Annotated in this window: 6 protein-coding genes and 1 pseudogene; all 7 read left to right on the top strand. The window is 62.2% G+C overall.

Going from position 1 to position 6,979, the window contains the following annotated elements:
* A pseudogene (gene mutL / locus BLX42_RS14680) lies at positions 1–704 on the top strand (DNA mismatch repair protein MutL); the annotation flags it as partial.
* 1 nt (position 705) lies between these two features.
* The gene (miaA, locus tag BLX42_RS14675) at positions 706–1,677 is read left to right on the top strand and encodes a tRNA (adenosine(37)-N6)-dimethylallyltransferase MiaA (protein ID WP_115273763.1); all 972 of its coding nucleotides are present in this window, start codon (positions 706–708) and stop codon (positions 1,675–1,677) included.
* A 94-nt stretch (positions 1,678–1,771) separates the two neighbouring features.
* A complete protein-coding gene (gene hfq, locus BLX42_RS14670) occupies positions 1,772–2,032 on the top strand; it encodes an RNA chaperone Hfq (protein WP_003258160.1) in 261 nt (86 codons plus the stop codon).
* A gap of 12 nt (positions 2,033–2,044) precedes the next feature.
* Positions 2,045–3,346, top strand: a complete 1,302-nt coding sequence (gene hflX / locus BLX42_RS14665) for a ribosome rescue GTPase HflX (RefSeq protein WP_012316478.1) — start codon at positions 2,045–2,047, stop codon at positions 3,344–3,346.
* A 96-nt stretch (positions 3,347–3,442) separates the two neighbouring features.
* Positions 3,443–4,624, top strand: coding sequence for an FtsH protease activity modulator HflK (gene hflK / locus BLX42_RS14660; protein WP_046788096.1), 1,182 nt, complete (start codon positions 3,443–3,445; stop codon positions 4,622–4,624).
* On the top strand, positions 4,624–5,493 hold the full coding sequence (gene hflC / locus BLX42_RS14655; protein ID WP_046788095.1) for a protease modulator HflC: 870 nt from the start codon (positions 4,624–4,626) through the stop codon (positions 5,491–5,493). Before hflK ends, hflC begins: the two co-directional genes overlap by 1 nt.
* Positions 5,494–5,783: 290 nt before the next feature.
* Positions 5,784–6,971: an ATP phosphoribosyltransferase regulatory subunit gene (locus BLX42_RS14650; RefSeq protein ID WP_012316475.1), complete on the top strand. Its 1,188-nt coding sequence runs from the start codon at positions 5,784–5,786 to the stop codon at positions 6,969–6,971.
* Positions 6,972–6,979 lie beyond the last annotated feature (8 nt).

Genomic DNA, 6,979 nt, shown 5'->3' with positions numbered 1-6,979 from the left:
CCCCCCGGCCATCACAGCCGTTGCCCGCTGCCGAGGCCCAGGCGGTCTACCGCGAGTTCTACAAGCCGCTGAACGATGACGCTGCCGGGCCTGCGACGTTGCCGCAGAGCCAGGGCGACATCCCGCCCTTGGGGTACGCTCTGGCCCAGCTCAAAGGCATCTACATTCTCGCCGAGAATGCTGCCGGCCTGGTGCTGGTCGACATGCATGCAGCCCACGAGCGGATCATGTATGAACGGCTCAAGGTGGCGATGGCCAGCGAGGGCCTGAGTGGCCAGCCGCTGCTGGTGCCCGAGTCACTGGCGCTGAGCCAGCGCGAGGCCGATTGCGCCGAGGAGCATGCCCAGTGGTTCCAGCGCCTGGGCTTTGAGTTGCAGCGCCTGGGCCCCGAGACGCTGGCGATCCGCCAGATTCCTGCCCTGCTCAAGCAGGCCGAGGCCAACCGCCTGGTCCAGGATGTGCTTGCCGACCTTATGGAGTACGGCACCAGCGATCGCATTCAGGCGCACCTCAACGAACTGCTCGGTACCATGGCCTGTCACGGCGCCGTACGTGCCAACCGGCGCCTGGCGATTCCTGAAATGAACGCCCTGTTGCGCGACATGGAAAACACCGAGCGTAGCGGCCAGTGCAACCATGGCCGACCGACCTGGACCCAGATGGGCCTGGACGACCTGGACAAACTTTTCCTGCGCGGTCGATGACATGAGCGGCAAGCCCCCAGCAATATTCCTCATGGGCCCGACGGCGGCCGGCAAGACCGACCTTGCCATCGAGCTGACCAAGGTCCTGCCCTGCGAGCTGATCAGCGTCGACTCGGCCCTCGTCTACCGCGGCATGGACATCGGCAGCGCCAAACCCTCCAAGGAGGTATTGGCTGCCCATCCACATCGTCTTATCGATATTCGCGACCCTGCCGAGAGCTACTCGGCTGCGCAGTTTCGCACCGATGCCCTTCAGGCCATGGCCGAAATCACCGCGCGCGGCAAAGTCCCGCTGCTGGTCGGTGGCACCATGCTCTACTACAAGGCATTGATCGATGGCCTGGCGGACATGCCGCCGGCTGACGCTGCGGTGCGTGCCGAACTCGAGGCCCGGGCGCAGGCGCTGGGTTTGGCCGAGTTGCACCGCCAGCTCGCCGAAGTGGACCCGGAGTCGGCCGCACGCATCCACCCCAACGACCCGCAGCGCCTGATCCGTGCGTTGGAGGTCTATCATGTGAGTGGCGAGAGCATGACAGCCCATCGCCAGCGTCAATTCGCGGAAAGTAGCGGCGCAGACGCAGGCGCTGGCGGGCATTTGCCCTATACTGTCGCGAGTTTGGCGATTGCTCCTACAGATCGTCACATTCTGCATCAGCGAATTGCGTTACGATTTTCGCAGATGCTGGAACAGGGCTTCGTCGACGAGGTCCGATCGCTGCGAGCCAGAAGTGACTTGCACGCCGGGCTGCCGTCTATACGGGCAGTGGGATATCGGCAGGTCTGGGACTACCTCGACGGCAAGCTGACTGAGAATGAGATGCGCGAACGCGGTATCATTGCTACTCGCCAGCTGGCCAAGCGTCAGTTCACCTGGTTGCGCGGTTGGTCCGACGTGCACTGGCTCGACAGCCTGGCCTGCGACAATCTGTCCCGCACCTTGAAATACCTTGGGGCCATCTCCATATTGAGCTGAGTCCCTGCTGATTGCCGTCTATTCTTCCGAAGGGGCGGCCTAACTTATCGATTTTTTTGATTTTCTACTATTTATCCTTACAGGAGTGCGGCATATGTCAAAAGGGCATTCGCTACAAGACCCTTACTTGAACACCTTGAGAAAAGAAAAGGTCCCGGTTTCGATCTATCTGGTCAACGGGATCAAGCTGCAGGGCTCGATCGAATCGTTCGACCAGTTCGTGGTGCTGCTGAAGAACACCGTCAGCCAGATGGTCTACAAGCACGCGATTTCGACCGTGGTTCCAGCCCGTCCGGTTCGCCTGCCAAGCCCGTCCGATTCCGAACACGGCGACAGCGAACCAGGCAACGCCTGATAGGAGCCTGCATTGTTCTTTGAGCGCCACGGTGGTGGTGAGCGGGCGCTGCTCGTTCACTTGGAAGGTCAGAACCCTGAGGCGCGCGAAGACCCGCAGGAGTTTCAGGAGCTGGCATTGTCGGCCGGAGCCGACATCGTCTCGCTGGTCACAGTGGCAAGGCATCAGCCTACCGCCAAATACCTGATTGGCAGCGGCAAGGTCGAGGAATTGCGCGACCTGGTCAAAGCCGAACAGGTTGACCTGGTGATTTTCAATCACACCCTCACGCCCAGTCAGGAGCGCAACCTCGAACGAGTCTTCGAGTGTCGCGTGCTTGATCGTACCGGGCTGATTCTCGACATCTTCGCCCAACGGGCGCGTACCCATGAAGGCAAGCTGCAGGTCGAACTGGCCCAGCTCGAGCACATGAGCACGCGGCTGGTGCGCGGCTGGACCCACCTCGAGCGTCAGAAGGGTGGTATCGGTATGCGCGGCCCGGGTGAAACCCAGCTGGAAACCGACCGGCGCCTGTTGCGGGTGCGCCTGCGGCAGATCAAGTCGCGCCTGGAAAAAGTCCGCAGCCAGCGTGAGCAGGCTCGCCGAGGTCGTCGCCGCGCGGATATCCCGTCGGTATCGCTGGTGGGTTACACCAACGCTGGCAAGTCCACGTTGTTCAACGCGCTGACTGAATCCGATGTGTACGCCGCCGACCAATTGTTCGCCACCCTCGACCCGACCCTGCGCCGGCTCCAGCTCGACGACCTTGGGCCTATCGTGCTGGCTGACACCGTGGGCTTCATTCGCCACCTTCCGCACAAGCTGGTCGAGGCATTTCGGGCTACGCTCGAAGAGTCGAGCAACTCCGACCTGCTGCTGCATGTGATCGACGCCCATGAGCCTGAGCGCATGGAGCAGATCGAGCAGGTGCTGGCAGTATTGGGCGAGATCGGTGCCGAAGGCTTGCCGATCCTCGAGGTCTATAACAAACTCGACCTGCTTGAAGATGTCGAGCCGCAGATCCAGCGCAATGCCGATGGCAAGCCGGAGCGGGTCTGGGTATCGGCTCGAGATGGCCGTGGCCTGGAGTTGGTTGGTCAGGCCATTGCCGAGTTGCTGGGGGATGATCTTTTTGTCGGTACCCTGTGCCTGGAGCAGCGTTTTGCCCGCTTGCGCGCGCAATTCTTTGACTTGGGTGCGGTGCAGAGTGAAGAGCATGACGAAGAAGGGCGCAGCCTGCTGAGTGTGCGATTGCCCAGGGTCGAGTTGAATCGCCTGGTCAGCCGCGAAGGCATGGAGCCGCAAGTGTTTGTCGAGCAACACACTTTGCAATAAATGCCCGCCGAGGTCGTCGGGCAGCAGTGGCAGGCATTCTGTAGCATTGGACGGCGCGCCGTGGGCGCGTCTTTGCTTTATCAGATGGAGAGCGCTATGGCTTGGAACGAGCCGGGTGGCAACTCGAACAATCAGGATCCCTGGGGCGGCCGCCGCGGTGGTGGTGGCGGTGGTGGCGATAAAAAAGGCCCGCCGGATCTGGACGAGGCCTTCCGCAAACTGCAGGACAGCCTTAACGGCATGTTCGGCAGCGGCAAGAAACGTGGCGGCGGTGACCGCAATGTCGGCAAGGGCGGTGGCTACGGCCTGCTGGGCATCGGCCTGGCGGTACTGGCTGCCATCTGGCTGTACAGCGCCGTGTACGTGGTCGACGAGCAGGAGCAGGCCGTTGTGCTGCGCTTCGGCAAGTACTATGAAACGGTCGGTCCCGGCCTGAACATCTACTTCCCGCCGATCGATCGCAAGTACATGGAAAACGTCACGCGCGAGCGTGCCTATACCAAGCAGGGCCAGATGCTCACCGAAGACGAGAACATCGTCGAGGTGCCACTGACCGTCCAGTACAAGATCACCAACCTGCAGGACTTCGTGCTCAACGTCGACCAGCCCGAGGTCAGCCTGCAGCATGCCACCGAAAGCGCCCTGCGCCACGTGGTGGGTTCCACCTCGATGGACCAGGTGTTGACCGAGGGTCGTGAGCAGATGGCCGTGGATATCCGCGAACGCCTGCAGCGCTTCCTCGACAACTACCGTACCGGTATCACGGTCACCCAGGTCAACGTACAGAGCGCGGCAGCCCCGCGTGAAGTACAGGAAGCCTTCGACGACGTGATCCGTGCCCGCGAAGACGAGCAGCGTGCCCGTAACCAGGCCGAATCCTACGCCAATGGCGTGGTGCCGGAAGCCCGTGGTCAGGCCCAGCGCATCATCGAGGACGCCAACGGTTACCGCGACGAAGTCATCGCCCGCGCCAAGGGTGAGGCGGACCGCTTCACCAAGCTGCTCGCCGAGTACCGTAAGGCACCGGACGTGACCCGTCAGCGTCTGTATCTGGAGACCATGCAAAAGGTTTACAGCAATACCAGCAAGGTCATGGTGGCAACCAAGGACGGGCAGAACAACCTGCTCTACCTGCCGCTGGACAAGATGGTCGAAGGCGGCCGCAACACGTCCGCGCCGGCTGCCAGTGTGTCGCCGTCGGCCAATGATGCTGCCGCACGTGCGGCGCAGGACCTGCAACAGCAACAGCAGCAGATGCGCACTAGGGAGAGCCGCTGATGAGCAATAAATCGCTGATCGCCCTGATCGCAGCTGTGGTGCTGGCCGTCGTGGCCTGGAACAGCTTCTACATCGTGGCCCAGACCGAACGTGCGGTACTGCTGCAATTCGGCCGTGTGGTCCAGGCGGATGTCCAGCCTGGCCTGCATGTGAAGATTCCTTATGTGAACCAGGTGCGCAGGTTCGACGCCCGCCTGATGACCCTCGACGCCCCGACCCAGCGGTTCCTGACCCTGGAGAAAAAAGCGGTGATGGTCGACGCCTACGCCAAGTGGCGCGTTCAGGATGCCGAGCGTTTCTATACCGCGACTTCCGGCCTCAAGCAGATCGCCGATGAACGTCTGTCTCGTCGCCTGGAAAGCGGCCTGCGTGACCAGTTCGGTAAGCGTACCCTGCACGAAGTGGTTTCCGGTGAACGTGACGCGCTGATGGCTGACATCACGGCATCACTGAATCGCATGGCCAGTAAGGAGCTGGGTATCGAGGTGGTGGATGTGCGCGTCAAGGCCATCGACCTGCCGAAGGAAGTCAACCGCAGTGTGTTCGACCGTATGAGCACCGAGCGTGAGCGCGAAGCCCGCGAGCATCGTGCCAAGGGTAACGAGCTGGCAGAGGGTATCCGTGCGGATGCCGACCGTCAGCGCCGCGTACTGCTGGCCGAAGCCTATCGTGAAGCGGAAGAAACCCGCGGTGATGGTGATGCCCAGTCGGCCGCCATCTATGCCAAGGCTTATACCCAGGACGCTGAGTTCTATGCGTTCTACCGTAGCCTTCAGGCATACCGCGAGAGCTTCTCCAGCAAGAGCGATGTCCTGGTCCTGGATCCGAAGAACGAGTTCTTCCGCTTCCTGGACAAGAGCAGGCCCTGATGCTCTGATCGGGAAATGCCCCGCCTGGCAGCTAAAACACCAGGCGGGGTGCATCCTGATTAAAAAGGGGTGTATGATGAGGCAGCCGGGAAATTTCCCGGCTTTTTTGCGTCTGCAAGGTTGATTGGCAAAGCGCCAGTTGACGGTTTGGTCAGTTCGCAAGGCAATTCGAGGGTATTGGGTACGGTGGCGGCGCTGGGATCAGTGCTGCCTGCTGCTGTGCGCCAATGCCTGCTTCACTGACGGCTCGCCTGCAGGCAAGCCGCCCGGACCAGAGGGGAAATGGCGTAATGGCAACGGTAGACCGCTGGCTACTGCCAGATGGCATCGAGGAAGTACTGCCACCTGAGGCTGCGCGTATCGAGATCGCGCGTCGTCAGGTGTTGGACCTGTTCCAGAGTTGGGGCTACGAACTGGTCGTCACCCCGCATATCGAGTACCTGGAGTCGCTGCTTACCGGCGCCGGCCAGGACCTGGATCAGCGCACCTTCAAGGTGGTGGACCCGCAGTCCGGTCGCCTGATGGGCTTCCGTGCCGACTTTACCCCGCAGGTGGCGCGCATCGACGCCCACACCCTGCGCCGCGAAGGCCCGAGCCGTCTGTGCTATGCCGGCAGTGTGCTGCACGCCCAACCGCGTGCGCTGTCCACTTCGCGCAGCCCGATCCAGCTGGGTGCCGAGCTGTACGGCGATGCCAGCCCTACCAGTGATGTCGAAGTCATCAGCCTGATGCTCGCCACGCTGCAGCTGACCGACGTCGCGGATGTGCACATGGACCTCGGCCATGTCGGCATCTACCGTGGCCTGGCGCGCGCCGCCGGTTTGTCCGGCGCAGTCGAACAGCAGCTGTTCGATGCCCTGCAGCGCAAGTCGGTCGATGAAGTGCAGGCACTGACTGCCGACTTGCCGAAGGACCTGGGCAACATGCTGCGCGCTCTGGTCGAGCTGTGCGGTGGCCGCGAAGTGCTGGCCGAAGCCCGTGTGCGCCTGGGTCGTGCCCCGGCCAGCGTGCTGGCGGCGCTTGACGACCTGTTGGCGATCGCTGATCGCCTGGCGTCGCGCTATCCGGAGCTGCCGCTGTACTTCGACCTTGGCGAGTTGCGTGGTTACAACTACCACACCGGTGTGGTGTTCGCCGTGTTCGTGCCTGGCGAAGGTCAATCGATCGCCCAAGGCGGGCGCTACGACGACATCGGCGCAGATTTCGGTCGGGCACGCCCGGCCACCGGTTTCTCCACGGATTTGAAGACCCTGGTCACACTGGGGCGAGCGGAGGTCGTATTGCCAGCTGGCGGCATCTGGATGCCCGACAGCGGTGACGCGGCCCTCTGGCAGCAGGTCTGCCAGTTGCGCAACGAGGGCCAGCGTGTGGTCCAGGCTCTGCCTGGCCAGCCGTTGAGTGCTGCTCTCGAGGCGGATTGTGATCGGCAATTGATTCAGCAAGACGGGCGCTGGCAGGTTCTGCCGCTGACCCATTGAGTTTCTGC

Source organism: Pseudomonas sp. SG-MS2, assembly GCF_009933855.1.
GTDB lineage: Bacteria > Pseudomonadota > Gammaproteobacteria > Pseudomonadales > Pseudomonadaceae > Aquipseudomonas > Aquipseudomonas putida_E.
This window is presented reverse-complemented; position numbering and strand designations above follow the sequence as displayed.

Coding starts and splice junctions, on each gene's coding strand:
- miaA (WP_115273763.1), top strand. CDS start 706: ATGAGCGGCAAGCCCCCAGCAATATTCCTCATGGGCCCGACGGCGGCC.
- hflK (WP_046788096.1), top strand. CDS start 3,443: ATGGCTTGGAACGAGCCGGGTGGCAACTCGAACAATCAGGATCCCTGG.
- hflC (WP_046788095.1), top strand. CDS start 4,624: ATGAGCAATAAATCGCTGATCGCCCTGATCGCAGCTGTGGTGCTGGCC.
- hfq (WP_003258160.1), top strand. CDS start 1,772: ATGTCAAAAGGGCATTCGCTACAAGACCCTTACTTGAACACCTTGAGA.
- BLX42_RS14650 (WP_012316475.1), top strand. CDS start 5,784: ATGGCAACGGTAGACCGCTGGCTACTGCCAGATGGCATCGAGGAAGTA.